At 57.5% G+C, this 26,071-nt stretch carries 20 protein-coding genes; 3 read left to right on the plus strand and 17 right to left on the minus strand.

The window, feature by feature from the left end:
* Window positions 1–182: 182 nt before the first annotated feature.
* The 4 genes from gtfA to B9Z51_RS00020 all read right to left on the minus strand — a co-directional run bounded on the left by gtfA (window position 183) and on the right by B9Z51_RS00020 (window position 5,421).
* Entirely contained in the window at window positions 183–1,658 is a 1,476-nt protein-coding gene (gtfA, locus tag B9Z51_RS00005; protein ID WP_108370749.1) for a sucrose phosphorylase, read from the minus strand.
* A 44-nt stretch (window positions 1,659–1,702) separates the two neighbouring features.
* On the minus strand, window positions 1,703–3,034 hold the full coding sequence (locus tag B9Z51_RS00010; protein WP_108370751.1) for an MFS transporter: 1,332 nt from the start codon (window positions 3,032–3,034) through the stop codon (window positions 1,703–1,705).
* Window positions 3,035–3,180: 146 nt separating this feature from the next.
* Window positions 3,181–4,383 carry a hypothetical protein gene (locus B9Z51_RS00015; RefSeq protein WP_108370753.1) on the minus strand — a complete coding sequence of 401 codons (1,203 nt, stop codon included), beginning with the start codon at window positions 4,381–4,383 and terminating at the stop codon, window positions 3,181–3,183.
* Between the two features lie 399 nt (window positions 4,384–4,782).
* Window positions 4,783–5,421 carry a DedA family protein gene (locus B9Z51_RS00020; RefSeq protein WP_108370754.1) on the minus strand — a complete coding sequence of 213 codons (639 nt, stop codon included), beginning with the start codon at window positions 5,419–5,421 and terminating at the stop codon, window positions 4,783–4,785.
* 37 nt (window positions 5,422–5,458) lie between these two features.
* Here B9Z51_RS00020 and mutL point away from each other — a divergent pair, with 37 nt between their 5' ends.
* The 3 genes from mutL to miaA are packed head-to-tail and all read left to right on the plus strand — an operon-like array spanning window position 5,459 to window position 9,680.
* A complete protein-coding gene (mutL, locus tag B9Z51_RS00025) occupies window positions 5,459–7,441 on the plus strand; it encodes a DNA mismatch repair endonuclease MutL (RefSeq protein ID WP_108370756.1) in 1,983 nt (660 codons plus the stop codon).
* A gap of 59 nt (window positions 7,442–7,500) precedes the next feature.
* A complete protein-coding gene (locus tag B9Z51_RS00030) occupies window positions 7,501–8,733 on the plus strand; it encodes a multidrug effflux MFS transporter (protein ID WP_108372554.1) in 1,233 nt (410 codons plus the stop codon).
* Entirely contained in the window at window positions 8,730–9,680 is a 951-nt protein-coding gene (miaA, locus tag B9Z51_RS00035; protein WP_108370758.1) for a tRNA (adenosine(37)-N6)-dimethylallyltransferase MiaA, read from the plus strand. Before B9Z51_RS00030 ends, miaA begins: the two co-directional genes overlap by 4 nt.
* On the opposite strand, the gene B9Z51_RS00040 is transcribed toward miaA, so the two are convergent.
* From B9Z51_RS00040 to nuoN, 13 genes are all read right to left on the minus strand, one after another.
* The gene (locus tag B9Z51_RS00040) at window positions 9,672–10,271 is read right to left on the minus strand and encodes a hypothetical protein (RefSeq protein ID WP_108370760.1); all 600 of its coding nucleotides are present in this window, start codon (window positions 10,269–10,271) and stop codon (window positions 9,672–9,674) included. The two genes, miaA and B9Z51_RS00040, sit on opposite strands and share 9 nt — an antisense overlap.
* 4 nt (window positions 10,272–10,275) lie before the next feature.
* A complete protein-coding gene (locus tag B9Z51_RS00045; protein WP_108370762.1) occupies window positions 10,276–13,035 on the minus strand; it encodes a DEAD/DEAH box helicase family protein in 2,760 nt (919 codons plus the stop codon).
* Window positions 13,032–14,120, minus strand: a complete 1,089-nt coding sequence (gene rhuM / locus B9Z51_RS00050) for a RhuM family protein (RefSeq protein ID WP_108370764.1) — start codon at window positions 14,118–14,120, stop codon at window positions 13,032–13,034. The genes B9Z51_RS00045 and rhuM overlap by 4 nt, the downstream gene beginning before the upstream one ends.
* A complete protein-coding gene (locus B9Z51_RS00055) occupies window positions 14,117–15,805 on the minus strand; it encodes a site-specific DNA-methyltransferase (RefSeq protein WP_108370766.1) in 1,689 nt (562 codons plus the stop codon). Before B9Z51_RS00055 ends, rhuM begins: the two co-directional genes overlap by 4 nt.
* Window positions 15,806–15,813: 8 nt before the next feature.
* Window positions 15,814–17,367 carry an SIR2 family protein gene (locus tag B9Z51_RS00060; RefSeq protein ID WP_233254763.1) on the minus strand — a complete coding sequence of 518 codons (1,554 nt, stop codon included), beginning with the start codon at window positions 17,365–17,367 and terminating at the stop codon, window positions 15,814–15,816.
* A gap of 271 nt (window positions 17,368–17,638) precedes the next feature.
* The gene (locus tag B9Z51_RS00065; protein ID WP_108370770.1) at window positions 17,639–18,295 is read right to left on the minus strand and encodes a DUF4276 family protein; all 657 of its coding nucleotides are present in this window, start codon (window positions 18,293–18,295) and stop codon (window positions 17,639–17,641) included.
* Complete coding sequence (locus tag B9Z51_RS00070; protein WP_108370772.1) at window positions 18,292–19,389, minus strand: AAA family ATPase; 1,098 nt, start codon at window positions 19,387–19,389, stop codon at window positions 18,292–18,294. Before B9Z51_RS00070 ends, B9Z51_RS00065 begins: the two co-directional genes overlap by 4 nt.
* A gap of 132 nt (window positions 19,390–19,521) precedes the next feature.
* Entirely contained in the window at window positions 19,522–22,410 is a 2,889-nt protein-coding gene (locus B9Z51_RS00075; protein ID WP_108370774.1) for an SNF2-related protein, read from the minus strand.
* A 65-nt stretch (window positions 22,411–22,475) separates the two neighbouring features.
* A complete protein-coding gene (gene arfB, locus B9Z51_RS00080) occupies window positions 22,476–22,877 on the minus strand; it encodes an alternative ribosome rescue aminoacyl-tRNA hydrolase ArfB (protein WP_108370776.1) in 402 nt (133 codons plus the stop codon).
* Between the two features lie 251 nt (window positions 22,878–23,128).
* On the minus strand, window positions 23,129–23,629 hold the full coding sequence (locus B9Z51_RS00085) for a DUF1178 family protein (protein WP_108370778.1): 501 nt from the start codon (window positions 23,627–23,629) through the stop codon (window positions 23,129–23,131).
* A 12-nt stretch (window positions 23,630–23,641) separates the two neighbouring features.
* Window positions 23,642–24,226 (minus strand): NUDIX domain-containing protein, encoded by a 585-nt coding sequence (locus B9Z51_RS00090; protein ID WP_108370780.1) that lies wholly within the window; start codon window positions 24,224–24,226, stop codon window positions 23,642–23,644.
* Window positions 24,227–24,265: 39 nt separating this feature from the next.
* The gene (locus tag B9Z51_RS00095) at window positions 24,266–24,568 is read right to left on the minus strand and encodes a DUF2818 family protein (protein WP_108370782.1); all 303 of its coding nucleotides are present in this window, start codon (window positions 24,566–24,568) and stop codon (window positions 24,266–24,268) included.
* Window positions 24,569–24,570: 2 nt separating this feature from the next.
* Window positions 24,571–26,058, minus strand: coding sequence for an NADH-quinone oxidoreductase subunit NuoN (gene nuoN, locus B9Z51_RS00100; RefSeq protein WP_108370783.1), 1,488 nt, complete (start codon window positions 26,056–26,058; stop codon window positions 24,571–24,573).
* Window positions 26,059–26,071: the final 13 nt, after the last annotated feature.

A 26,071-nucleotide genomic window follows, 5' to 3' on the forward strand; every position in this document is an offset into this window, starting at 1 on the left:
CAGTTTCGCTCCACGCTTCCTTCCCACACTCGGTCACCCTCATGCAGTTGCGCTTCGCTTCGTTCGCTGTGATCAACTTACGGGAGGACTTGCACCTCCAAGAGTGCGCCCGTGCCGGGCGCACCATGAAAAAAGCCAGTCAGATCACTGACTGGCTTTTCTAATTATTGATGAACTGCTATTCAACGCAATTCAAACACCACCACTTCATCCACATCGAGGCCGTGGATGATACGGCCTGACTTGGTCGACAAATCGATTTCAAGTCGGGCGTATGCAGCCCCGTTTTGCCAGTTCAAAGTCAACTGGTTTGCGGCAGACGCTGCGCTGCTGAATGCCCCGCCAAAGGCCGGATGGCTGTTACGCAAACGCATCAAATCGAGCAAGCGGTTGACGACGGGTTTGTTCAAATCGCGCAGCACCTCTTCGCGCGAGTAGTAGTGGCGGTTGATGTCGCGACCCACTTTGGTTTTCGCCAACAACTCCATGTCGTTTTCACCCGCCAGCAAGCCCACGTAATACACCTGTGGAATGCCTGGCACAAAGAACTGAATCGCACGCGCCACCAGGTAGGCAGATTCGTTGCGACCCAGCGCATCAAAGAAGGTGCAGTTGACTTGGTACAGATCCAGGTTGGAAGCAGCTGCACCGGTGGCCTGACGGCTTTGATTGTTCGAGTTGCGGTGCATGCGCTCCACCAACTCGTCCAGCTCATGGGGTGGCACCAGACCGGGATGATTGACGCGATCCGTTGCGTCTGCGCCGATGTCGATGATGCCGATGCCATCGTGTGTATCGAGCACCGTCACCGCGTTGTTGGGTCGTTGCGCAATCCAGTCCAGCAATGGACCACTGCGACCGAATTCCAATGCATGCAAGACCAATGGCGGCAAAGCGAAGTCATAGACCCAGTCCACCTGCTGGGCGATTTCCATCTGGCGCTTGTAGTACGAGTGGATTTCCACCAGCACTTCCAGACCCAACTCACGGCCACGCTGCGCAAAAGCTTTGATGAAGTCAAAGGTCTCGGGCATCATGAAGCAATTCGTCCCCGCCTTCTTGATGGCATAACCCACCGCATCCAGGCGCACCATGGTGACGCCGCTTTGCGAGAGTTTTTGCAAGATGGATTCCAGATAGGCCTTGCCTGCTGGTGTGTGCACATCGATGTCGATCTGCTGGGGCGTGAAGGTGGTCCAGAGTAAACGGCGCTCGCCATTGGCCAGTGTGGTCACCGTAAAGGGCATGCCGGGACGTGGGCGGTAAACCGCAAGCAAGTCCTTTTCGGTCGCGCCGTTCGGGAAGACCGACTCCATCGTCAAAAACAGGCCGTCGTATTCAGAGGCACTGCCCTTTTGGGAATAGTCCAGGAACTGAGGGGATTCCGAAGACATGTGGTTGACGATCACGTCGGCCATCACGCCCATTTGTTCAGACAGGTTGGCAATGTCTTTCCAGTCGCCCAAGCGGTCGTCTACGCGGGTGTGGTCAATGGGGTCAAAGCCCGCATCGGCTCCATCTATTTTGTAAAAGAACGGCAGCAAATGAACGCCACCCACTGCACCCTTCAACGGCCCAGTGATGAGCTCCTGCAGTTGTGTCAAGGTCTGACCGCCAAAGCGGTCAACATAGGTGATCAATTGAACTTCGTTACGCATTTTTCTGAGACATCAATTTCAAACGACAAGTCATGCCAACAGCTTCAGGCTGAAGTTGTTGGGTTTTCAACGGGGACTTTGACCCGCAAAGTGGCCAACGCAGCCAACACGAGCAACACACCGGCCAGCACCAAGACGTTGCGAGGATCCCCCCCCAAGAGAGGGTGGTAAATCAGGGGCAAGGTCACGCCCTGGATGAGCATCGGAATCACAATGAACATGTTGAAAATGCCCATGTAAACACCTGTTCGCTCCGCTGGGATGCTCCTGGCCAACATGACATAGGGGTTGCCCATGATGCTGGCCCAACCCAGACCCACGCCAATCATGGGCAGGAACAAGAGGGCTTGGCTTTGGATGTGAGGAATGGTCATCATGCCCAGTCCCGCAGCGACCAAACACAAGGCATGCATCTTTCCGGCGCCCCAGCGGCGCGTGAACGGCACCATGGCCAGAGCAGCCACAAACGCCACTGCGTTGTAGAAACCACCAATTTGTCCGTTGACCAAGACCGCGTCGCGAAAGCCCGTGCTGGTGGGGTCGGACGTGTCAAACAGGTTGCGGGCGATGGCATAGGTGACGTATTGCCAGTAGCACATCATGGCGTACCACTGGAACAGCTTCATCCACGCCAACTGCCGCATGGCTTGTGGCATTTCTTGGATAGCTTGCGCAATCTCTTTGAGCGTGCTGAGCCAGCCTTGCTGCTTGGCCTTCAATACCGCCATTTCTTGTGCAGACAAGGGCAACTCCGGGACCTTCCAGATGGACCATGCAATGGTGGATGCCGACAGCAAGGCGCCGATGATGAACGCCACTTGTGTGATTTGAGGGATGTGGTTTCCCCCCACCGCATCCTTGTTCATGCCCATCCACACCATGATGGATGGCGCGAGGTACGACAGTGTTTGTGCCAATCCCGTGAAGGCGCTTTGCGTCAGGTAACCCAATGCGTGTTGTTCCTTGGGCAGGCGGTCGCTCACATAGGCGCGATAGGGCTCCATGGTGATGTTGTTGGCCGCATCCAAAATCCAAAGCAAACTGGCCGCCATCCACAGTGCTGCGCTGTAAGGCATGGCCAGCAATGACAGCGAACACAGCACTGCACCAATGAAAAAATATGGCGTGCGCCGCCCCCAGCGCGATGTGGTCCGATCACTCATGGCACCCACAATCGGCTGCACCAACAAGCCTGTGACCGGCCCTGCCAGTGCGAGCAAGGGCAATGCAGCCTCATCCGCGCCCAGGTAGCTGTAGATTGGGCTCATATTGCTTTGCTGCAAGCCAAAGCTGAATTGCAAGCCCAAAAAGCCGATGTTCATTTGCACGATCTGGGAGATCGACAAAGTGGGCGGTGTAGTTCTGATGGAGGTCATCGGTCTTTGAGAGAAAAGCACTGCGCGCAGCAGCAAAAATGCAATGCCCCAATTTATCTGACTTTGCAATCGATTGCAATAGGGTTTGTACTTGTTTTCAATGGCCAGGGCTAGGCCAGTACTTCAGCCTGCTTCTGGACCCCTGTTCAGCGCGCCCAAATCGCCCACAAAGCGGCCAATTCGACGGCCGTGGCATCGCCACTCACCAAAGCCAATTGCTGACGAGCCGAGCCCTTTTGGTCGGCTTGAACCAAGCTGATGGCGGCATGCAAACGCACTTCGTGTTCACGCCGCAGACCACCCAAATCCATCGCCTTGGCGTAGGCCGCGTTCGCAGCCGACCAGTTTTGCCGGGAAAAATGGACATCGCCTACCGCCGCCCATGAAGCACCGTCTTTGGCCGATTTCTCCAGCTGTGCAAACAAGGCGTCGTCTTCCTGGACTTTTTTCTGGGCATCTGTACGCAACTTGGCGTGCGCTGCAGCCTCAGCGCCTTTGCCCAAGACGCCTGCCGCAAAGCCCTTGGTGATGACGCGGACAGACTCAGAAGGCAAGCCGGCCTTCAAAGCCAATGAGGCCATTTCCATGTATTCAGCGGCATCTTCCATGTTGTCCGTTTGCTCCAACAGGCGGTACAGGTCCAACTCCAGTCGGGTGTTCAAACCCGCTTGCTGCGACATGCGACCGATCACTTCGGCCCAATAGGCCTTGCTGGGGTAGTTCGACAACAACTGCTTGAGGGTGCTCATGTACCCGGCATCGTCCTTGAGCTGGCGGTAGCTGACAGCCAATGTGCGAAGTTCAGGCTCGGGTGTTTTCTTTGCGGTCGAAGCATCCAGGCGGATTTTGGCCAGCATGACACTCACCACTTCTGCGTGCTGCCCGGAGGCCGCCAAGGCCTGCAACAAGGCCAGATGGACTGCGGGATTGGCGCCCCCATCTTGCACATATTGCCGAGCCCATTTCACAACGCGTGCATCGTCCTTTGTTTGCAAACTGGCATTGATCAAGGACTCGAGCAAAGGCCGTTTGTCCGCTTGTGGCACATCGGCTGAAGTCACCAAAGACTCCAAGGCCTCAATGGCGATGGCCCATTTTTGAGCACGCAAGGCCGCCACCGCTTGCGTGCGCGAGATCATGTTTTTCTCGTTCGCTGTGAGCTGGGGCACCGCCAAAGCATCGCGCAGCAAACCCAAGGCTTGATCGTTTTGGTTGTTCTTGATCGCTTCTTGCGCGGCTGCCAAAGGCTTGATCACTTCGTTGCGCAGGGTGCCCTGTGCCATAGCAGAACCGGTGAGCAGGCCTAAAGCCACAAGCAACACACTCAGCCGTTGCAGATACTTGTTCATGATATTCCTTGGGGTCCTTGGTTCAAAGAGTCATGCGATTGTCTTGAATAAAAACAGAAAAATCGCTTTCAAGCTGACCATGTAACCAAAATGAATCTTCCGCTCAGCCCTGGTGCAGCCTCCAGCACGGCTGCGCGCTGGATGACACAAACAAGGCCGATCTGATTGGCGCCATCCACTCGGCTGCCCACAAACCCCTCGCATAACAAACTGATTTGCCTTGCCCAAGGCCCCCGCCAAGGCTGCCAACCACCTACAAGCGCTGAAGTGCTGGCGTTTTAAAAGCCACCAGGCATGTCACCCCGAGCGAAAACCCCGGGTCCAAGCTGGCGAGACCGATGGATCCCGCATTCCGTGCGTGATGACCAGCCTGTGCAGACTGGGTCTATGGCGTTTTGATCACCCCGCTTTGCGCGCCCGCCAAGCGCCAAACACAGCGATCAAGCCCGGCACGAAGATCAGGGCCCAGATGATCTTGGACAGATGCGTCTGCACAAAGGGCAAGTTGCCAAACAAGTAGCCGGCCAGCGTCAGGCCCACCACCCAGATGACGCCGCCCACCACGTTGAACATCGTGAATTTGTGGCGCGTCATCTCGGCCACGCCGGCCACAAAGGGCACAAAGGTGCGGATGAAGGGCATGAAGCGCGCCAGGATGATGGTGATGCCGCCGTACTTTTCATAAAAGGCGTTGGCCTGCATGAAGGCCTGGCGGTTGAAAAAGCGGGAGTTGTCCCATTTAAAAACCTTGGGACCAAAGTAACGCCCGATGCTGTAGTTCGTCTGGTCGCCCAAAATGGCGGCCGCCAGCAGCAAAACAATCGTCAAAGGCAGGTTCAGCAAATCGGCCCCGCACAGCGCGCCGACGATGAAGAGCAGCGAATCGCCCGGCAAGAACGGCATGATCACCAGGCCGGTCTCCACAAAGATGATCACGAACAAGAGGGCGTAAACCCAAGCGCCGTGCTGGCCTACAAAGGCCTCCAAGTAGCGGTCGACGTGGAGGATGAAATCGAGGAGTTGCAAAAGGATGTCCATCCCGTGATTATCCCTGCCCAAGCCCTAAAATCGGACGGTGACCTCCCAACAAAGCCCGGCTTCCGCGCGCCGCCCCATCCGCGAACTCCCCGATGAACTGATCAGCCAGATTGCCGCAGGCGAGGTGGTCGAGAGGCCTGCTTCGGTCGTGCGCGAGCTGGTGGACAACGCCATGGACGCGGGCGCGCAAAGCATCACCTTGCGCCTGATGGGGGGCGGCACCCGCCAGATTTCGGTCGAAGACGACGGCGGCGGCATTGCCCCGGACGAGTTGGCCACCGCCCTCAAACGCCACGCCACCAGCAAGATCGGCAACCTCGATGAGCTGGAATCGGTGATGACCATGGGTTTTCGGGGCGAGGCGCTGGCGGCCATCAATTCGGTGTCCGAACTCACCCTGCTCTCGCGCATGGACGGCCAGCCCACCGCGTTTGCGCTGGATGGCCGCACCGGCGAAATACGCCCCGCCGCCCGCGCTGTGGGCACCACGGTGGAGGTCAAGGAGTTGTTTTTTTCGACCCCTGCCCGCCGCAAGTTTTTGAAAAGCGACAGCACCGAGCTGGCGCATTGCATCGAGGCCGTGCGCCGCCACGCCCTGGCCCGCCCCGACGTGGGCTTTGCCATCTGGCACGAAGGCAAGCTGGTCGAGCAGTGGCGCGTGCACCCTGGCACGGCAGGCCTGGAGCAGCGCCTGGCCGATGTGCTGGGCGAAGAGTTCGTGGCGCAGTCCATCGCGGTCGAATACAACGCTGGACCACTCAAAGTGATTGGCCGCGCCGGTCTGCCCGACGCCGCCCGCTCACGCCCCGACCACCAGTTTGCCTATGTGAACGGCCGCTTTGTGCGTGACAAGGTGGTCATGCACGGCGCGCGCAGCGCTTACGAAGACGTGCTGCACGGGCACAAACAACCGGCCTATGCGCTGTTCATGCAGATCGACCCGACGCTGGTGGATGTGAACGTGCACCCGACCAAGATCGAAGTGCGATTCAGGGACAGTCGGGCGGTACACCAGGCCGTACGCCATGCCATCGAGAACGCCCTGGCCGCACCGCGTTCGCAAAACCTGAGCGATGCAGCCACAGAGGCCACCAGCGACTTCGACCTGAAAGCCCCCGCCCCCAAAGCCCTGCCCGAATCGGCCAGCTGGCAACAAGGCGGCATGGCTTTTGAGACGCGTCCCGGACCATCGACTTTTTCCGCGCCAAGCTACAAACCGGCAGACTTTGTGCGCCACCGCGTGGACGGCGAGCAGGCCATGGCCGATCTCAAAGCCTTATGGAACCCGCCCGAGCGCCAGACGCAAGCTCAAGAACCCGAGCCCCCCAGGTGGCAACCGGCCCCACGGACCGAGCCCATGCTGGCCGCAACGATTGAACAAGACGCGCCATCGCCCGCCCCCACACCCCTGCCGGAAGGCGATTGGCCCCTGGGCCGCGCTGTGGCCCAGCTGCACGGCGTCTACATCCTGGCCGAAAACAAGCAAGGTCTGGTGGTGGTGGACATGCACGCGGCGCACGAGCGCATCGTTTACGAGCGCCTGAAAAACCAGCTCAACACCTCCGACGACGAAGGCCCGCGCATCGCGAGCCAGCCGCTGCTGATCCCGGCCACCTTTGCCGCCAACCCCACCGAAGTGGCCACCGCCGAGAGCTGCGCAGAAGTGCTGGCCCAGTTGGGCCTGGAAATCTCGCCCCTGTCGGCCAAGACCCTGGCTGTGCGCGCCGTGCCCACCAGCCTGGCCCAAAGCGATGCGGTCGAACTGGCCCGCAGCGTGCTGGCCGAACTGGCGCAACACGATGCCAGTACCGTGGTGCAGCGCGCCCAAAACGAGATCCTCGCCACCATGGCCTGCCACGGGGCAGTGCGCGCCAACCGCCGCCTGACGCTCGATGAAATGAACGCCCTGCTGCGCCAAATGGAAGAGACCGAGCGCTCCGACCAATGCAACCATGGCCGCCCCACCTGGCGGCAGATGAGCATGCGCGATCTGGATGCTCTGTTCTTGCGGGGCCGTTGATGACGCCCTCACCCCATCAACCGCATCAACCCACACAGGCCGTGGCAAAACGCCAGGGCATGTCCCAAGCCCTCACGGTGCTCATCCTCGCCCTGCTGCTGGGCATGCAGGCCGTCAGCACCGACATGTACCTGCCCGCCTTGCCTGTCCTCAGCCGGGATCTGGCCGCCAGCATGGGCCAGTCTCAACTGACGCTGTCGGCCATGCTGCTGGCCTTTGGTCTGTCGCAGTTGGTGTGGGGGCCGCTGTCTGACCGCTTTGGCCGACGCCCGATTTTGCTCTGGGGCATTGGCGCCTATGTCCTGGCTTCGGTGACCTGTGTGCTGGCCCCCAGCATTGACTGGCTGATAGCCGCCCGGGCCTTGCAAGGCATCGCGCTGGGCGCAGGGGTCATGACCGCCCGCGCCGTGGTGCGTGACCTGTTTCAGCCCGCACAAGGTGCGCACGCCATGTCGCAAGCCCTCACCGGGCTGGGCATCATCGCCTGCGCTTGCGGCCCCGTGGGGGGCATCTTGACCGACTGGCTGGGGTGGCGCTTGGCGCTGCTGAGTGTGGCGCTTTTTGGTCTGGCCACCTGGCTCTTGCTGTATTGGCGTTTTGAAGAAACCCTGGCGCGCCCCGATCCCCATGCCCTGGCCTGGCGCTCCATCCTGCGCTCGAACCGGGACATCTTGCGCCACCCCAGCTTCCTCACCTGGTGCGCCATGTCCACCACCACCTTCTTGGGCCTGTTCACGGTCCTGGCCAGTTCGTCTTTCGTCTTCATCCGGGAAATGGGCTTGAGCAAAACCGCCTACGGCTTCCTCATGCTCAGCATGTCGCTGGCCTACATCCTGGGCACCTTCTGGTGCCGCTGGATGCTCAAGCGCACCAGCGTGCAGCGCACCATGGCCGCAGCGGCGGTGTTCACCCTGAGCGGCGGCGTGCTGGAGGCTGTGCTGGCCTATGCGGGCCAGGGGCAGGCCTGGTACGGGCCCTGGGCGGTGATGCTGCCCGTGTGCATTTACATGGTGGGTCACGGCGTCAACATGCCCTGCAGCCAAAGCGGTGCGGTGGCCCCCTTTCCGGCCCGGGCGGGCACGGCCTCGGCCCTCAATGGCTTCATCATGATGCTGGGGGCTTTCGGCATGAGCGGCTGGCTGGGCTGGCACATGGAGACCCCTTTGTTTTCGATGGTGCACGGCATGCTGCTGTGGAGTGTGTGCGTGAGCCTGATTGCCTGGACCGCTGTACAGCGCCACGGGCGGCCCGCCGTTGTCCACACGGCTGTCCTGCCCGAAGCCCAGTCATGAAGCGCCCCATCGACGCCATCGCCATCGTTGGCCCCACGGCCAGCGGCAAAACCGCAGCGGCCCTGGCTCTGGCGCAACAACTGAACACACAAGGCGGCGCAGAAATCATCAGCGTCGATTCGGCCCTGGTCTACCGGGGCATGGACATCGGCACCGCCAAACCGAGCCGCGAAGAGTTGGCGGCCGTACCGCACCACCTGATTGACACCATCGACCCGCTGCAAAGCTACAGCGCCGCCGAATTTGCCAAAGATGCCACGCGCCTGATCGGCGAAATTAGAGGCCGTGGCCGTACCCCGCTGCTGGTGGGCGGCACCATGCTCTACCTCAAGTCCCTGCTCGAAGGTCTGAACGACATCCCCGCCGCCGACCCGCAAGTGCGCGAAGCCATTCAGGCCCGAGCCGAGCAAGTGGGCTGGGCCGCCCTGCATGCCGAGTTGATGCAGGTGGACCCGGTGACCGCCGCCCGCCTGGCCCCCGGCGACAGCCAGCGTGTGGGCCGCGCTTTGGAAGTGTGGACCGCCACCGGCCAGACCCTGTCGTCCTTTCACCAAAGCGCCAAAGCCGCAGCGCCCAGTTGGCGCATCCCAGTGCTGAGTCTGGAGCCGGTGAACCGAACATGGTTGCACGAGCGCATTGCCCAGCGCTTTGAGCTGATGATGGCGCAAGGCTTTCTGGACGAAGTTCGCCAACTGCGTGCACGCGGCGACTTGAACCCAGACCTGCCCGCCATGCGCTGCGTGGGCTATCGCCAGGCCTGGCAAGGTTTGGATGAAGGCTGGAGCGAAGCCGAAATTTGCGAACGCGGCATCTTTGCCACCCGCCAACTGGCCAAACGGCAGATCACCTGGTTGCGCAGCATGGACAGCCGCCATGTGATTGCGGCCGATGCGCCAGAAGCATTGGCGCAGCTCTTGGTCACGGCCCAGCGGTTATTTTTAGCCTAATTTTTTAACCCACTGCTCCAGTATCAAGCGCAGCGATACAAGCCAATTTTTAACGCCATCTAATAGTGATACTGAGTCAGGTGGCACAGATGAGACTTCAGGAGCAATGATTTTCTTCTGCTGTCGCATTTTTGAAAATCGACCAAAATTTTCCTCTGAATGTGGCAAGGGGCTCACGGGATTTGGCGACATATCGCCCAACCTCAACTCCAGCCAATCATCTATCTGTCTCAATTCACCATTCAAGGTGTAAGCATCCACAGTCACCAAATCCACTTCGGCCAATCGACCCAAGTTGAAAACTTCAGAGGCGACCTCTGGTTCAACGCAACACAGCCCTCCAAACAAGCTGCCATCTGCAAGCTCCATTTCAAACTGTGCCGGACCGCAATACCATTGGCCGAGCCACAAGCCGCGAACCACGCCTCGAACCGTTTGCGTTTTCAATGCACCACTGTCGATGCTTGCCCACCATTCAGCCGAACCATGCAAACCGTACTTCAAATCTGACGCAGAGGGCCTCTCTTGGGCCCTCCTTTGAAACGATGTCAATAAAGGCTGATCATCGCGGAGCCGGTAAATAACCTGCATACCGTCATACCTGCTGATACTGCAAATAGTCCACCAAGCGCTTGTCTTCGCGCACACCATCATGCGGCACCAGCAAGTATTTCCAAGGCTTGCCGCCGACCGACTGCGCATAGTCCGACGCGTGCTTGCACCATTGCACAGCCGCATCGGCCTTGGCCTTCACTTCACCGTCTTTCATATCGTCTTTGGACTTGGTCTCGGCCATCAGAATGAACTGATCGGTCTCGACCACAAAGTCCGGAATGTATTCAGGCTGTTCGGCGCCCAGCTTGTAAAAAATCTGGAACTGTCCTTTGGCGGGTTTGAACCACTTGATCGCATTGCGCTCAAGAATCACCGCAAAACGACGCTCGGTGTCTGAGTCAAACTTTTGCAGTGGATACAAACACTTGGCAAAGCCCCCAAACAGCATCTGGCGAATTTTGCTGACCTCGGTCAAGGTGTCGCGGATCAACTGAACGGGCTGACCAGCTGCAGCGGTGTAATTGCAAGGCCGCAACTCGGTAAAACCACGACTGACTTTCACTTCGTAGCTGCTGGCCTTTTCCCAAAAGTTCGCCATCATTTGCGCATGAATGGCGTTGGCAATCGTGCGGCGATGACCATCCAGCACATTCACGATGTCCGACTCTTCTGACAAATACGTCTTCAAGTGGGTCAGCATCTGTCCCGCCAGGTCGTACAACAGATCGGCTTGGGTGAAGTAATCAATGTCGTCGAACTCGACCAGCTCACGAACGATGTAATCCGCCAGCCGAGACTCTCTCAAGCCCGCTTGCGAAGCCAGATGGCTTTGCTTGTTGTTTTGCAAGTTGTGAATGACGATTTCTCGCTCACTGGGCTGCAAGTGCAAACCGTTCAAATCCAGCTTGAACGGATGAAAGCCCGTCGTCACCTCACCCGAAGGCACCACCGCAATGCGCGGAATATCAATGGTCTGCTGCACCACCACTTGGGCGGTCTTGGCCACCACAGCGGCCACGTCCAGCAAATGCGCCTGGCTGTCGGCATCGCCCAGCACATCGCCCTGCTTGGGCTGCAAACGGGCTTGCACCTCGACCACGATCTGTGCCTGCACCGTCGGCGTGAGCAATGCGCCGCTGGTGGGCACCGTGTCGCGCTTGACCTCGTATTGGGCAATCACCTGCAAAGCAATCACCGCTGCGTTGCGCTCGGCATCGGTGGTGAACAAAGGCTTGGCCACCGGTTGAACCGGGTCCACAGCTTTGCCATCGCCTGCGATTTGATCGGGCGCTGACGGGGTAGCAGTCGCCAAACCCAAAGCCGACATCACACCCGACTGCACCTGCACACTCACTTTGCGATCGTCCTGGCTGGGCGCTTCCAGAATGATGGTCTTGAGCTTGAGCGGCGAATCGCCCTTGTTGGCCTCGTCCACGATCTCTTGAAACTTGTCGTGCGCCACGATGGTCAGGCGGTCCACCACCTCAACGCCCGTGCGTTTGCCATAGGGCAAGCGCAAGCCCCGGCCAATGGACTGCTCCACCAGCGTGCGGGCATTGGCCGCACGCAGCGGCACGATGGTGTAAAGGTTGGTCACGTCCCAGCCCTCTTTGAGCATGTTGACGTGAATCACGATCTCGGTCGGCTCGTCCACGCTCTCCACCGCCAGCAGGCGGGCAATCATTTCTTCCTCTTCCGCACCCGTGCGACTTGAATCCACCTGAATCACCTTACCGGTGTAGCGGCCTTCAAAAAAGGCGGGCGACTCGATCAGGTCTTTGAGTTGCGCGGCATGCGTGGTGTCGCGGGCGATCACCAGCATGAAGGGCTTCACGCGCTTCACGCCGTTGTCCAGCGCATAGGTCTGCAGCTCGACCTTGGTGTTTTCGTGCAAGCGCACGCCGTCTTCGAGTTTGATCTTTTCAATCTCTTCGGCGCTGTGCGCCTTGGCGTCAAAGTTGCGCTGGGTGGCCACGGCAGGCTCTTTCACAAAGCCGTCCTCCATGGCGCGGGCAAGCGGGTAGTCCATCACCACGTTCTTGAAAGGCACAGGTCCTTTGGTCGATTCAACAAACGGGGTGGCCGTGACCTCCAGGCCCATCAAAGGCCGCAGCTCGTTGATGGAGCGCACACCCGCGCTGGCGCGGTAACGGTGCGACTCGTCCATCAGCAGCACCAGGTCCGGCAAATTGGCCAGGTGGTTGAAATAGCTGTCGCCCAACACCTCTTTCATCCGCTTGATGCGCGGCTCCTTGCCGCCTCGCACCTCGGAATTGATCTTCGAAATATTGAAAATGTTGATGCGAACATCGTGCGCAAAGCCAGCGGGCGCATCGGCCACAGCTGCACCCGACTGGTCGTAGTTATCACCCGTGATGATCAGCGGGGGCTGCTGTGCAAACTCGGCAATGCCCTTGAACACATACTTCGCCGTGTTGGGCGTGAAGTCGGCAATCAACTTGTTGTAGATGGTCAGGTTGGGGGCCAGCACGAAGAAGTTGTTGATGCCGTGCGCCAAATGCAAATAAGCGATGAACGCGCCCATCAGCCGCGTCTTGCCCACGCCCGTGGCCAATGCAAAGCACAACGAAGGGAACTCGCGCTCAAAGTCTTCCAGCGTGGCGAATTGGCCCTTCAGGCTGTTCAAAATCTCCGCCACATCACGCGGCTGACCCTCCACATCGTGGGCCAGCAACTCGGGCGCGGCATTCAAAGCTGCGATCAGCTTGGCCACCGACTCGGCCTGCGGTGGCCGCAGCGACAAGCGACCTGCCACATGGTGTTGCACGCGTGCGTTCATTCCTGGCTCCCTTTGTTTTTATGGTTTTTGGTTTGGCGTTTGATCGTCTGACTCAGCTGCTTGACAGGCTGGGCAATCGCTTTTTCAAAATCCTGCTCCACTGCGCTGGCGCCCAACGCGGCTTGTTGCTGGTACTGCGAATAAGCAGCTTCTGCTTTGGCTTTAGCCACTGCCGCAGAGACTTTGCCTGCGTGGGTCAGGATCTCCTTGCGCGTCAGGCGCAAAAAATCGTCCAACTGCGTGCGCCAGTCGTTCATCGTCATGGGCTGCTGCGCGGTGGCTTGCAGCTCGGCCACTTCGATGTAGGCCATCACGATGCGGTTCAGGGCCTCTAGCTCTTCAGCAGTCAAAAAATTCTTGGCCACACTCACATCGGCCAGCCGAATCGGCAGGCCCTTGGCCTGTCCGGGCCAGTTAGTTGCCCCCACATGGGGCTGTGTGGCATCCACGCGCAAACTCACCAACTCGCTGGCCGTGTGCCCATGCACCGCCCAATGCAGCTTGTTTTGCACCGTGGAAAAAAACGTCTGGGCCGCTTCGGTGTTGGCGCTGTAGTCGATGCTGGTGGCAAATATGTCCAACACCTTGCGCCAGAACTCTTTTTCCGACGAACGAATGTCGCGAATACGCGCCAGCAAACGCTCAAAGTAAGCGGCATCTTGGCCATTTTTAAAGCGCGCATCGTCCAGCGCCACGCCATCGGTCAAATAGGCCTTGAGCAAGTCGGTGGCCCAACGGCGAAACTGCGCGCCACGGTGCGAGCGCACCCGGTAGCCCACCTGCAACACCACATCCAGGTTGTAATGATCGGTCAACCTTTCTACTGTTCGTGCGCCTTCCGGGGCAACTATTCGGAATTTCCGAATAGTTCGCTCAGCCTGCGCTTCGCCATCGTTATAGATCGTGCGCAAGTGCCCATTGATGGTGGGCACCGAGACCTGATACAGCTCAGACAGCTGTTTTTGCGTGAGCCACAACGTACCATCGGTCAGCCGAATTTGCACCCGGGTACGTGCATCTTCGGTCTGGTACAACAAAAATTCGCCTTGGGGCGAAGGCACTGGGGTCAATGGCGGCAAGCTCATGCCTCATCCTCGCCAAACAAACCCGGCTGCGGCGCGGCTTGTTTTTTGGCCCGAGTGGACTTGCCAGCAGGGGCGGCAACAGGCTCTTCTTGCGCCATGGGCAAATTGGCCACGTTCAGGCTGTAGTCGTCGTGGCCCCATTCGCAGCGGCTGAGCACCATCTTGGGAATTTTCTTGAGCGTCAGATTCGGCCAGCGCTCAGATGCTTTGGCCGCCGTCACGCCGTGGTACGCAGCACAACACACCAACAGGCTTTGCTCTTCACCCACTTCGTCGGCCAAGGCCTGCAGCTGGTCGGCAGACAGGTTTTGTGTGGTCACAACAATGAAGTCACGCTCGCTCGAATGGCCGTGCTGCCACCAACGCGTTTCAGATGGCGCATAGGTAAACGCCTCCAGCTTGCACAAAGCCTCAGACAGCTGAGCATGGTTGTACTCGGGGTTGATGACCGGGTTGCCCCAACGGTCGTTGATGATCAGGCTGGGGGCCAGGCTGTAATAGCGGAAACCGCCGCCGCCTTTCCAGCCCGTGGCCACGGTCACGCCGCCAGGGTCTTGGCCGTCGATGACTTTTTGTAGGCGCGGAATGATGTGCGTATGGCAATGCTCACCCAGCTCCACCATGATCCAGCGGCGGCCCATTTTGTGGGCGACTGCGCCGGTGGTGCCGGAACCGGCGAAGGAGTCTAGGACGAGGTCGCCGGGATTTGTGGCGAGCTGAAGCACTCTTTGCAGTAGCCGTTCGGGCTTGGGTGTAGCAAAAGCGTCATCCGGATTGATCGCTTTGACTTCTTCACGAGCTTCATGATTTTGACCAACCTCTGTATGCAGCCAAATGGTGGGAGCGGGTGGGTCGGAAATTTTCAGTTCAGAGAGGAAGGTTTTTCTCGATGGATTTGCCTTTCCGTCACTCCCAAACCAGATCTCATTGTTGTTATCCATCTTTCTCAGCGTATCTGCTGGAAACCGCGGCGAGGTACCTTTTGGAGGCGTCCACACAACTCCATTTTTGAAGACAAATTCGAACGCTTGCTCTTTTTCGGAACCAGTTCTTTTGGCATAAAGTGGCGTGGCCTTCCAAGCTCCTTTCGGATGATGGTCTGGATTTCTATATCTACTATCCATTTCAGCAGTCCGACCAAGTCGATTAGGACGCCATCCCTCTTTATTGCGTGCATAAATCAATACATGATCATGAGTTTCGGCCAACCATTTTGAGTCGTTAGAAACTGTATATTTTTTCTGCCAAATTGCGTTTGAAACAAAATTTAAGCGTCCAAAAATCTCGTCACACAGCACTTTAAGGTAGTGAGCTTCATTGTCATCAATCGTGATCCACAACGAACCATCTTCTGCCAACAAGCGACGAATGATCTCCAAACGATCCCGAATCAAACCCAGCCAAATCGAGTGCTCAACACCATCGTCGTAATGCGTGAACGCACTGCCCGTGTTGTAAGGCGGATCAATGAACACACACTTGACCTTGCCCGCAAACTCCTGCTCCAGCGCCTTGAGCGCCAACAAGTTGTCCCCAAAGATCAGCCGGTTGTCAAAAATGTCAGCATCCGAAAACCGCTGCTTCGCGTGATACGACCGCGCCGGATCTTCCAGCAAAATGCGCGGCTCCAACTGCGGCCGCTTCTCTTTGCCAATCCAGGTCAGTTCCAGTTTCTGTTTGCTCACAGTATTCCTTAGCGTCGCCATTTCACCCACTGACAATAGCGGCTGAAATTTTCAAAAAATAATTCAAATTTGCGGTCGCTGCCTTGCGCGAAACCCGCATCCAAAAGTGATTTCCTAATGGAGGGTGACTGCAACTCTTGTACCAACGGCCGCTGGACATCAAAATCAAATGCAACACGCCCAACAGGCATGAATGCAAGCCGCTCTACATTGGTGTAGCCTACTAACGCCCCTTCCAAATGACTTAGATCTTCGGATTCAAAATAAGCTAAAGAAGCCATCATTTCGAAACGGCCCATCAACAATGGGAATTGGAGACCAACTCCGTCAAAGCTCTTGCGCCACTCAGTCATCAGTTGCAGCAAATGGGTGCTCAGGGGCATTTTTTTATTGTCGAGGCCTTCAAGTTGCTTCCAATTACGATCCTCACCACCACTCCAAGCATCCAGAAATAGTTCAGAGACCAAGGTACGTGCGTCTGCGCCTCGGCTTGGCAATTCAGTGCTTAAGAAAGAATGCAAATCATGCCATCGCTCGGCGCGGGTCAAGCCTAGGCAATACGCGGTAAAAATAAGCACGGCGGGGTAATGTCGCAATGCCAGCAAATGCGTTGTGCCACTTCCGTATCTACTGGCATGTTGATCAAGGCTCCGCACCAGCCCAATGACCATTGGCAAATCTCGCCCATCTGCCCAACGACCCATGACAGATGCCATGCGCGCCAGGGGCTCCACCGCAGACTCATAACCTGCAATCAATTTTCGAAATTGACCTTGGTCCAAATCACCAAAACCCGAGTAGCCAATGGCGTCCAGTTGGTTCATCAATCGATTCGACTCGTCGGCAAAAAGATCATCCAGCTGTATCCGGTACTCCGGCTTGGACAAATAACGCTTGGTGCTGCTGATCAGCAAGTCCATGCTGAGTGGGTTTTGGCGCTGGCTTTGGGTCAAAGTCTCAACACGCTGCTGCAGGCCCTTGAAAAAATCATCTGCGCCATTGATGGCAACTTGCTTGGCCGCTCTGTGCTGAATCAGTGCTTGCGCACCCTCCCCGGCTTCACCTCGCAACGCCCAATAAACGGGATATCGTCTGTTGTGTGTTCGGAGAAATGCGGCCTTCAGCGCACGGTCCCACTCGCCGGACCAACCACAAACGATCAACCCGTGTTCATCAAAGATGCGATCCAAGAGTCGGTCATAGCTGGCCGGGTATACGCTCAACTCTGAATCGGTGTTCAAAATGCGGGCGTCTTTGTAGTCGCCATGCAGCTTGACCAAATAGCACTGGCTGTGAGTCAGCGGCTCAGCGCCTTTCAGGGCGTCTTCAGATGCGACAACCGTGGGTTCAATGCCTTGCTCACGCAAGGCGTTTTCCATCAAACGGTCAAAGTTGGTGGTGATGATGACGCGAATGAAGCCCGCACGCACCAAAGCGGCGATGGCGTGGTGCGCAGGTGTGGGTACTTTCTTGCCCTGTTCACGCTCTTCATCGGTCGGCTCGATGTAGCTGTGCAAGATGGAACGACGCTCATCGGGCGTGCTGGCAATCTCTTCCAGCAAGTCTGAGTAATTGGGCTCTTTACCCGTGATGGCGGTGTACCACTTGGCCCAATCTGCTTGGTCAGCCACGCCCTGGGCTGTTGCCACCCTGCGAACCAGATCAAGCGTGATCTCCCAGCCGGTGGGAATTTCAGCCGAGCGGGACAAACCCGAACCCAGCAAGACCGCAAAAACGCCTTTGTTTTCAAAGACTGAGAATGAAATCTGGGTCAGCGTGTCGCCTTGAAGCAAGCTCATTGTTGTTGTATTCCCTGTTCATGTTTCTGTTTTTCTAATTAGCTTGACTGACCAAGTTTTCCAAGCTGATGAGCCACTCGTTGAAGTGTGGGCATGCGCCACGCATCACATCCAAACCGATCTCACACGCGATCAGAGGCCCATGAAATGTTTTTTGATATGCGGGCATCGCGGCCACCACTCTTTTTGAGGGTGCCGTATGCGGGCTGTCATTGATGTCTTCGGGGCTGGTATGCGCTTTGGCAACGGAAACTAACCCAGCGACCGTGTTTGGGTTATCTGTCCATTCACTGAATTTTTCAGCCTGTGAGAAAAGCAGTGCCTCAAACTCATGGACTTGAACATACGGCAAAAAGTTGCGCAGAGAGATGTCGGCTGCCATCTGCCGCTCCAAGTATTGAGCTTTCTGCTGCCCTGATCCCTGGACAACAAGCGACTTACCCGGAAAGTCTGTAGGCAACGCATACAAATCAAACATGGTGGTGATCCAAGCCGCTGAATCTTGCAAGCACAAGCGCTCAATTTGCGGCCTGACCTTGGCATAACTGCTCATACCGCCCTTGTATCCGGGACTGGTACTGACAATGATTGGGGTCATGTAAAGCCCCATGCGCGCATAGTGCGGTTGCAGCAATTCACGCACAAAGACTTCTTCAGTCTGCCCCTCTACCAGGAGTTTGATGCGTGTCATCGTGATGGTCTTCCACCCAGAAGATTTTTCTTCCACAAATCACCCAAGCTGTAATCGGTCAACCATTCCTGCAGCTCCACGCCTTCCGGCCGAGTGAAGACAGATGCGCCTGCCTTCTTGTCCACCACAATCAGGTCTTCCAATTCAAATTCATTGACCAGCTCAACGGATTGGGTGGAAATGATGAGTTGATGTTTGTCTGCCGCTGCCTTCATGAGCGAACCCAAAACTGCAATGGCGAATGGGTGCAAACCCAGTTCGGGCTCGTCGATCAAAATGGCAGCTGGCATGAACGACTCGGGCTGCAACAAGACGGTTGCCAAACAGATGAAGCGCAAGGTGCCGTCAGACAATGCGCTGGCTGTAAATGGCACATCTTGTCCAGCTTCGGTCCACTCCAACTGAATTTTCTCGACGTTGTCGACCGTTGGTCGTAAATGAAAGTCGCCAAAAAATGGCGCCACCATTTGAATGGCTTTGACGATGCGCTTGTATTCCGCTTCGTGGTGGTTTTTCAGGCGGTACAAAAAGGCTGCCAAGTTGCGTGCATCATCACGAAGATATTCGTTGTCGTTGATGCCATGCACTTGCTTGACCATGGCGGAAACCGATGTGTCATGAAAGTGGTATAGCCGCCAGCTGCGAATCGGCGGGACAACGTAGTCGTACACCATGGTCTGCTTTTGACTTTCAGCGTATGACTCGAAGTGGCCAGACTGTGGGCGATAGTCTCCATGGACATTCCACCAGAGCGCCTCTCTGGCAAACATCATGCGGTTGTCTTGGGTCGGCTTCAGCGTGAATTTGTAGCCGATGTTGCCAAAGTAAAGCTCAGCCTGAATTTCTTCGGTTTTTTTGCGGCCAAAGTGCAACATGGCATCAGGTCCGCCCCCTTGCCCCACCGTGGCTTGCAGTTGCTGATCCAGGATTTTGTTGATGAGGCGAAAAAAGCCGATCAAATTGGATTTGCCCGCGCCGTTGGCTCCGATCAAAACGTTCAGTTTGCCGAGGGCCAAATCACACTCCGCAATGGATTTGTAGCCGCGCAGCACCAAGCGCGACAGCTGATTAGACGCATTGACTCTCTTAATCATGACGGAACCTGAAAGGCATACCTCTGAACAAACCGACTCCCTTTTTTGACTGTCTTATATGCTTGCAGCCCCGAATTTTGAACGAACTCGGAACTTCCAACCGGTCATTATGAATACTTAGCGGGCAGTATTTCACTGCAGGCTCCATTCCACACTGAATAAAGTCTGCTCGTCCACCTGCTGCCCCAGCTGCCCCTCAAGCCCCTCGATCAATTCATTGCGCTGTGCCTCGATGTCGTCTTGCCGGGTGAACAGTTCCCGGCGCAGTTGGGTGCGTTTGGCTTCCAAGTTGCGTTGGTGCTTTTGGTGGGTCAGCTTGTCTTCCAGGGTGGCTGCTGTGGCCGCAGTGCGGCGCACTTCTTTGATGGCCAGGTCGATGGCCTTGATTTCTTGCTCCAGCCCCAGCTTGAGGTCATCGGCCCACGCGTCGAGCTTTTCCACTTCTTTCTCAAAGTGACCCAGGTTGCGGCGGTTCACGTCGCGCAAGAAGTCGTTTTGGCGCTCTTGCAACGAGGCGTCCAGCGCCTGATTGGCGGCATCAAACAGGCTCACGGTCAATGCGGCGCTGGTGTGCGTTTGAGCGGGCAGTCGCAAAAGTTTTTCGGGCACGTCGTCGGGCAGGGTTTGCCCGGCGTGGGTGGCTGCGGCCACCACCAAGCGCTGCTCCATGGCGCCCAGCGCATGCACGGTGACCAGCTTCACGGTCAACCAACCGCCCTGCCCTCTGAATGGTTTGAGGCTGCTGACAGTGTTGCCATAGGCGCTGTAGTCAAACTGCAATTGGCCATGTGGCAGCTGGCGGGCTTTGGCGCGTTCAATCGCCCATTCGGCCAGCGGGTGGTCGGGTTTGTAGATGTGCGCTTCGCCTGTGCGGCGAGGCAGTTCGTAGCGGCCCAGCTCGGCGGTGGGCAACCCCTCGGGGGTGCGGTGCAGGTCAAAACCTTCGGCATCAAAGTGTGCGCAGTCAGCAAGCTCCGCTTGGGTCAGGGCCATGAGCATCTGCTCAAAACGGCCACGGGCGCTGCGGCTGTCTTCAGCACGCAGGCGCAGTTTGTCTTGCACTTCTTCGTCAAAGTTCTCCAGCAACATTTGCCGGGTTTTGACCATCGCTTCGTCGATCTCGCCTTTCAGGTCCAGCTGCAGTTGCTCAAAGCTGATTTTGATCTCTTGCGGGTCTCGACAGTTTTGGTAGATGTCGGCAATGCGGCGCTCAAAGTCCACGCCAGATCCAATCGCACCCAGCACTTCGTCGCTGGCCCCAAACACGCCTTCAAACAGCTGAAATTTTTCAGCCAACAGTTCGTACACGCGGGCGTCGGCTTCGTTGGTGCGGTCCACAAAGTTGACCACCACCACATCAAACTTTTGCCCATAGCGGTGGCAGCGGCCAATGCGCTGCTCGATGCGCTGGGGGTTCCAGGGCAGGTCGTAGTTGATGACCAGCGAGCAAAACTGCAAGTTGATGCCTTCGGCCCCGGCCTCGGTGGCGATCATGACCTTGCCGCTTTCTTTGAAGTGCTCCACCAAGGCCGCACGGGTGTCGGCGGTTTTGGAGCCGGTGATGCGGTCAGTGCCTTGGTGCTTTTTGATCCAGTCTTTGTAGATGGCTTGGGCGCGTGCGTCGCTGTTGGTGCCATTGAAAAGCACGATGCCATCGCCATAAGGCGTGTTGGCCAGCAGCTCTAGCAAATAGTCTTGCGTGCGCCGGGACTCGGTGAAGATGATGGCCTTTTGCGGGGCACTCAGGCGCTCAAGTTCTTTGAAAGAGCGGGCCAATGCCGTCAGCAGCGCCTGGCCTTTGGCATCGTCTTTGATTTGGGTGGCCAGTTGTTTGAAATGCCGCAGCTCTTCGATTTCGGTGGCAATGGCTTGGCGCTGGCTGGCGTTTTCCGGGCGGATTTGCCCAGCCGTTTCATCGTTGCCGCTTTCGTCGGCCAATTGGTCCAGCGATTCGTAGTCTTGGTCCAGCTGGTCGATCATGTCCAGGTCATCGGGCGTTTCGTCCAGCACACCTTGCAGTCGCTTGGCCATGGTGTCCAATGCGCCTGCAATGGCATGGCTGGACGAGGCCAGTAATTTCCACAGCACCAGCGAAATCAGGTGCCGCTGGCCCTCGGGCATGGCCTGCAAATTGGGGCGGCGCAGGTAGTCGGCCACCAGATTGGAAAATTCACGTTCTTGGTCTGTGGGCGTGAACTCTTGCACGATGGCCCGCCGTGCTGTGTACGACACATAGGGCTGCACCTGCCTGCGCAAGGTGCGTTTGCACAGCGGGGCCAGCCGGTTGCGCAAAGCCTCAAAGGTCTGGCCTTTGGTGGGCGTGGCAAATTGAGCCCGAAAGCTGTCGGCGTCGCCAAACACCCTGTCATCGATCATGCTGACCAGTCCATACAACTCCAGCAGCGAGTTTTGCAAAGGCGTGGCGGTCAACAGCACTTTGGACTGAACTTTGAACAGTGCTTCTTTCAGCGTCTTGCCGATGACGTTGTTCTTTTTGTGGACGTTGCGCAGGCGGTGCGCTTCGTCCATGACCACCAAATCCCAATCGACAGCCTTGATGTCTTTGGCTTTGGACTTTGCAAATTGGTACGAACAAATGACCGGACCGCTGAGGCAGACAAACGGGTTGGATTGTCCGGTTTTACGCAGGGCAGTGAAGCTCTTGGCCTCCAAAATCGTGCCTTGCAGGCCGAACTTGTCTTGCAGCTCTTGGTGCCACTGCTTGCGCAAGTTGGCGGGCACGATGATCAGCACCTTGCGCCGCCGCTCGGCCCAACGCTGAGAAATGACCAACCCAGCCTCGATGGTTTTGCCCAAACCCACTTCGTCGGCCAGGATCACGCCACGCGACAAGGGGTTCTGGCAGGCAAACAGTGCGGCTTCGACCTGATGCGGGTTCAGGTCCACCTGTGAATTGACCAGCGTTGATGCCAGTGCTTCAACAGAATCAGCCGCCGCTCGCCGTGTGAGTTGCCATGCGTAGTACTGGCTTTGATAAGGCGAGACATAGGTTGACTGCATGGTTTTTTGCTGATTTTTATGGGTATGAGTCTATACAAGACTCAGCCATCTACGGCACAAAAAAATCACTCATCCGTTTGTCTGCGAGTGGCTTTCAGCTTGGCATGAATCGCTTTGCCCTCTAACCGTCGCTGCACCGAGCCATAAGTCGGCTTGGTGGCCTTGCGCCGCTTGGGCGGCTTTACAAAACGCTCCAGCAGTTCGTACAAACGTGTCCAGGCATCTTGGCGATTGGCTTCTTGCGTTCGATAACGCTGCGCCTTGAGGATGAGCACCCCCTCTTGCGTTAAGCGGCTGTCACCCGATTGCAGCCAGCGTTGCTTGACGTCTTCAGGCAGCGAAGAGCCTGCCACATCAAATCGCAGCTGAATGGCGGTGGACACCTTGTTGACGTTTTGACCGCCCGGGCCTTGAGCCCGGACGGCCGTCAGTTCAACTTCGGTGTCGGGAATGTGGAGGGTTTCCATGGCTTGCCGCGAGTATGCCGCAGACCGGGCAGTTTCACGGGTCGGTCTGCCTACACCGTACGGCGCCTTCAGGTCTGACATGGGTGCTATTGATCCGGCCCTGTGAATTTTGAAGCAAAAGGCTTGTCTTAGGGGCATAGCGATCAGCTATACGATCAGAGCGGGAGCCCCGCCCTCGGGGCGATGTGTGGTGCTCTGCGAGGCTGCATCGCGGCGAGGGCGCCACTCCCACACAAAAACGTTCATGCCAACTACTGCAACGGCCCTTTGAGCCCATCGGGCACAGGCAAGGGCAGCACGTCGATGCCTTCATCGAGCAAGGCTTCGGTTTCTTCGCGGGTGGCTTGTCCTCGGATGTTGCGCTCTTCGCTTTCACCGTAATGGATTTTGCGGGCCTCTTCGGCAAACTGGCTGCCCACATCTTCGGTGTTGTCCATGACATGGCGCACCATGTTCATCAAGGCCGCTTGCATGTGGGCGAGGCTGGGCATGTCTGCTGGCAAGGCACTGGCCGCTGTCGCTGGGGCTGTTGGCGCCTCTGCGCTGGGCTTCACATCTGATGAATCGGTCGCAGGGGCCACACCATGCCCCAGGTTCAAACGCGGTGCAGACAGCATTTTGGTGATCTCGCTGTCATTGCACATCGGGCAGGTGACCAAGCCCCGCGCACGCTGCGCGTCGTAATCGTCTTGCGAGCCAAACCAGCCTTCAAAGCTGTGGCCCTGACGACATTGGAGGTCAAGGACTTTCATGGTCTGAATGGGTCAGGCGATGGATTGCCACGTCAAGGGCCAGTCGCCAGAGAGCATATTCTGCAACCACAGCGCTCCGGTCAGGGTTTTGGCATCGGTCACCTGCCCGTCGCGGCACCAGGCCAGCAACTCGGCAGGCGTGGCCGTGAACACATCCAGAAATTCCCCATCATCCAGATGACGTTCCCCCAGTTTCAGACCGCGTGCAAACCAGATGTGGATCACCTCGGTTGAATAGGCGATCACCGGGTGCAAGACCCCTGCCCTGGCCCATTCGCCTGCGGTGTAGCCCGTTTCTTCCAGCAATTCACGTTGCCCGCACACCCAAGGGTCTTCACCCGCATCCAGCTTGCCCGCAGGAAACTCGATCATCACCTGCCCGATGGGGTAACGGTACTGACGCTCCAGCACCACTTTCAAACCCTGTGCATCTTGCAGCAGCGGAATGATCATGACCGCCCCGGGATGGATCACATACTCGCGAGTGGCCGTTTTTTGGTTGGGTAGACGCACCGTGTCGCGGAAGGCGTGCAGGAAATGCCCGCGCAGCAACTCCTGCTGGTCAATGCGGTGCTCGATCAGGTGATCGTCAGACATGGTGATGCTTGCAAACGGTGGGCCATTAAAGACAGCGCTTCAGTGGGGCCGGTGCATCAGGTAGCGGTAGACAAAACCAGGGAAGGCCAAGGTCACGAACATGGTGGCCGTGATGGCGTAAAACTCCCAGCCCTGGGGTGCAATTTGGCCACTGTGGTTTTCAAATGCCAGCCCCACAGCGCCCACCACAAAGTACAACAACACCAACTCCCCCAGGCGCAGCCCGAGTGACTTGGTGCTGCGATGGGGACCCAGCGCAAGAATTCGCTGGTTGGCAAAGGGCAAATTGGCCGCCAGCAAAGCCAGCGCGATCAATGTGCCGATGGACCAGCTGCCTGACATGTTCAGATGGCCAACATGCGGGCGATGGCGTCAGCGCACAAGGCCATCAAGGCGCCCGGCATCACGCCCAGCACCAGAACGAGCAAGCCGTTCATGGACAGCACCACACGCACATCGGCAGTGGCCGACACGGTGGTCGCCGTGACCGGCTCGTCAAAGTACATGACCTTGACCACGCGCAGGTAATAGAAGGCACCAACCAAGGACATGAGCACCGCGAAAATGGCCAAACCGATGTAGAAAGTCTGACCCGACACGATCAGCGATTGCAACACGGCCAATTTGGCGTAGAAGCCCACCATGGGTGGGATGCCTGCCAAAGAGAACAGGCAAATGGCCATGACGCCTGCGTACAGCGGGCTGCGTTGGTTCAGACCGGCCAGATCGGTGATTTCTTCGCTTTCAAAGCCTTGGCGGGCCAGCAGCATGATGATGCCGAAGCTGGCCAAGGTGGTCAGCACATAGCCCACGATGTAGAACATGGCGGAGCTGTAGGCGTTGGCCGCCAGCGTGGTTTGACCGTTGACCACACCTGCAACAAAGCCCAAGAGCACAAAACCCATTTGCGCAATGGTCGAATAGGCCAGCATGCGCTTGAGGTTCGACTGGGCAATCGCGGCCAGGTTACCGATCAGCAGAGAGCCAATCGCCAGGAAAGACAACATTTGCTGCCAGTCGATGGCCAAAGGCATCAGGCCTTCAACCAGGAGACGAATCATGATGGCAAAGGCCGCCAACTTGGGGGCACCACCAATCAGCAGCGTGGCCGCTGTGGGCGCACCTTGGTACACATCTGGAATCCACATGTGGAAAGGCACGGCACCAATCTTGAACGCCAGACCGGCCACGATGAACACCAGACCGAACACCAACACCTGGTGGTTGACCTGACCGGATGCAATGGCCTTGAACACAGCAGCCAATTGCAGGCTGCCTGTGGCGCCATACATCATGGACATGCCATACAACAAGAAGCCCGAAGCCATGGCACCCAGCACAAAGTACTTCATGGCCGCTTCTGTGGCTTGGGTGTGGTCGCGGCGCAAAGCCACCAGCGCGTAGCTCGACAAGGTCAGCAGCTCCAGGCCCAGATAAATGACCAGGAAGTTCTGTCCGGAGATCATGAAGCTCATGCCCAGCAAGGCAAACATGCTCAGGCTGAACAGTTCACCGCCGCGCAACATGTCGCGGTCTGCTGCGTAAGGACGCGAGTAAACCAGCGTCACCATCACGGCGATGGTGGCAAAGCACTTGAGCCAATGACCCATGGGGTCGCTGACCACCAGGTGACCAAAGCCATACAAGGTCTGTCCGGCATTGGCATACAAAGCGTTCAACCAGGCCACGCCGCCCAATGACAGCAAAGTCAGGGCGTAGGTGGCGTTGCGTTTGGGGCTTTTCACGAACAGGTCGGCCAGCGCGATCACGCAGGCCATGACCAGCAACACGATTTCTGGATAGATCGTCATCCAGCTGCTTGTGTCCATCATCGGTGTTCTCTCT

This window comes from Limnohabitans sp. T6-5 (genome assembly GCF_003063315.1).
Taxonomy (GTDB): domain Bacteria; phylum Pseudomonadota; class Gammaproteobacteria; order Burkholderiales; family Burkholderiaceae_C; genus Limnohabitans_A.